This window comes from Acinetobacter sp. CIP-A165 (genome assembly GCF_000367985.1).
GTDB lineage: Bacteria > Pseudomonadota > Gammaproteobacteria > Pseudomonadales > Moraxellaceae > Acinetobacter.
In genome coordinates, this window is the sequence record NZ_KB849202.1 from 332,126 (window position 1) to 334,508 (window position 2,383).

3 protein-coding genes are annotated in these 2,383 nt (G+C 41.9%); all 3 read right to left on the reverse strand.

Translation table 11 applies throughout. From position 1 onward, the window contains the following. A partial coding sequence (locus F991_RS07130) for a phage major tail tube protein (RefSeq protein ID WP_004670223.1) occupies positions 1-487 on the reverse strand: 487 nt, incomplete at its 3' end. 10 nt (positions 488-497) lie between these two features. Beyond that, positions 498-1,670: a phage tail sheath protein gene (locus F991_RS07135; RefSeq protein WP_004670224.1), complete on the reverse strand. Its 1,173-nt coding sequence runs from the start codon at positions 1,668-1,670 to the stop codon at positions 498-500. 102 nt (positions 1,671-1,772) lie between these two features. Next, on the reverse strand, positions 1,773-2,231 hold the full coding sequence (locus tag F991_RS07140; protein ID WP_004670225.1) for a hypothetical protein: 459 nt from the start codon (positions 2,229-2,231) through the stop codon (positions 1,773-1,775). Between the last annotated feature and the right edge of the window lie 152 nt (positions 2,232-2,383).

Genomic DNA, 2,383 nt, shown 5'->3' on the forward strand with positions numbered 1-2,383 from the left:
CGAGACGGTCTTTGCCATCTACAACTTCTTTGAAGCCAAGCACGTCAATTTCGATTTCAACTTTGCCGTTGACTGTGAGTTTGTAATAAGCACAGTTGGTCACGACTTTATGTTCAGTGTCTTCACCTGGTTCAGAGTCACCGCCATCGATTTCTTCATGACGACCACGAACCACGACTTCCACTGCATCGACTTCGCCTGTGTCATCACGTTGATAAGCACCAGCAAAACGCATATAAACACCGTCAACTTTTTCAAGACCGAATTGACGCAATGTGAGCAGGTCTAAACCACCAAAAGTGGATTCAAGCACTAGGCCATCATCGCCCATGCCCATATCAATTTTTAATGGAGCATTCATACCGCCACCGCGATAGTCTTCCATTTTGCGTGTGAGCTTCGGCAATACGACCGTTTTGATTTGCCCTAGATAACTTTCACCTTCGTTAAATAGGTTCATATTTTTGAGTTTACGAGGAAGGCTCATGCATCAGCTCCTATGCAGTGATCGTTGAAGCGAAGTCAGCCAAATAGCTGTCTGTAATACGCTGACGGAAGGTAAGATCTTCAAGCGGTGGCACTGGGGTATAGTCATAGTCGATATACAATTTGCCGGCTTTGAGCGTGTCTTTTGAGTTTAGCTCTGGGTCATACCAAGCATCGCCACCCATCAGATAGCCTAGGCGTGTCCATTCACGTTGTTTGGCTTTAATGCCTTCCAACATATCGTTGACCAATGAACCGTGCATTGGTTTATCAATGGCCCACATGTGTGCTTCTGCAATCGTGTCAGCCATGATCTGTGCTGTACGTGTGTAGTTTTCAAAAGCAAAGAGTGGATCATCTGAACAGGTACGTGAGCCCCAGAAACGGAAGCCGTCATGCTGAATCAGTGTGGTGATTTCGTTGCTGTTGAGATAGCCAGCATCTGTTGCAGGGTCTTGAAGGTCCCAAGTCACATCGGCATCGATACCGGTTACACCGTTCACTGCCACGTTTGATAGGGTTTTATGCCAACCAATTTCATTGTCAATCTTTGCACGTAAGCCCATCGCCACTGCAACTGCAGGTACAGTTTCGGTTTGTGCTGTGTCGACATTGAATGCCACGAAGTTTGGCCAAATCACCATGAGTTCACGTGCTGCGAATGCATCACGATAGGCAACGACTTCTTCTTTGGTTTTGCATCCCCACGCATAGACATAGGCAAATGCACGAAGTTTTTTTGCAATGGTTGCAAGTTCAGTGGCAACGGCTTGGGTGTCCAGACCAGGTGCGCCAATGATGCGTGGCTGTACGCCTAGTTTTGCTTTCGCTAATAGCAATGCTTTTGCACCGGTATATTTACCAGTAGCATCTACGGTACCAATGACGTTTGCTGTTTGTGCTGCTTCATCTTCAGCAGCTGCAACACGTACCACAACGCAGATTGAATTGGCTTGGTTGGCCATCGCTTGCAGTGCTGTTTTTAGTGTGCCGTTGGTGCCGGCTTTTGCAACTGCAGCTTGGGTGTTGGTAATGAGCACTGCCGTATTCAATGGGAAAACGGTTGCATCTGCATCTTCTGCAGTGGCAATGAGTCCTTGAACAGCAGTGGCAATGGTTCGGATCGGACGTGTACCTTCGTTGATTTCAACGACACGCAGTCCGTGGTGGTATGAATCTGCCATAAAAAAAGCCTGTTTATTGAGGTTTTATTTCAACAAACAGGCTTGCATGGGTCTGAATAAAGCCCAAGTGTATGGGCTTGTATTAAGTGGGTTTTACAAAGATTAAAACTCTTTAACTTTTATTCCTATAGTATTTGCTGGCAAAGTTAGTTCTCCAGTTGATTTATTTTTAATATTTATTCTTAATCCATTAGTTATGTAAGAATGGCTTAATTCAAAATTTGTGTTAAGTGCTGCATTCTTAAAATAGGTCTTTATCGTAAATAAATCATTTAAACCTGCTAATTCAAAATCAATACTAATAGATTGTCCACTCGTAATTAGTTGTTCATTAATATCCAATGGGTATTCAATAGTCTCACCAACTTTGAGTAACTTTGGTTTGGATTTTGAAATAATAAATCGATTAACTAATTTGTTGGCTGTATTCGGAGTATAAACACCTATTTTCTTTTCTGAGAATCCAATAATTTTCATGTCGGTGTTAGCTAAGCGATTATCAATTTTATATCTTAAGGTTTTGTTATTTACATTAGAAGGCACAACAAAAATATACTTCAAGTTTTTAATTTTTCCTTCAGACCTTACTTCTGGTAATCCATTTTGAGAAAGATATACATTAGACTTCCTTCATAAATCATTTTTCAATCAATTTAATTGTTTATCTTTCACCCAATCTAAATTGTATATGCCAGCAAGTAAATTAAACCGCA

Bases quoted from the DNA above. Each gene is read 5' to 3' on its own strand.
- F991_RS07135 (WP_004670224.1), bottom strand. From the start codon at position 1,670: ATGGCAGATTCATACCACCACGGACTGCGTGTCGTTGAAATCAACGAA.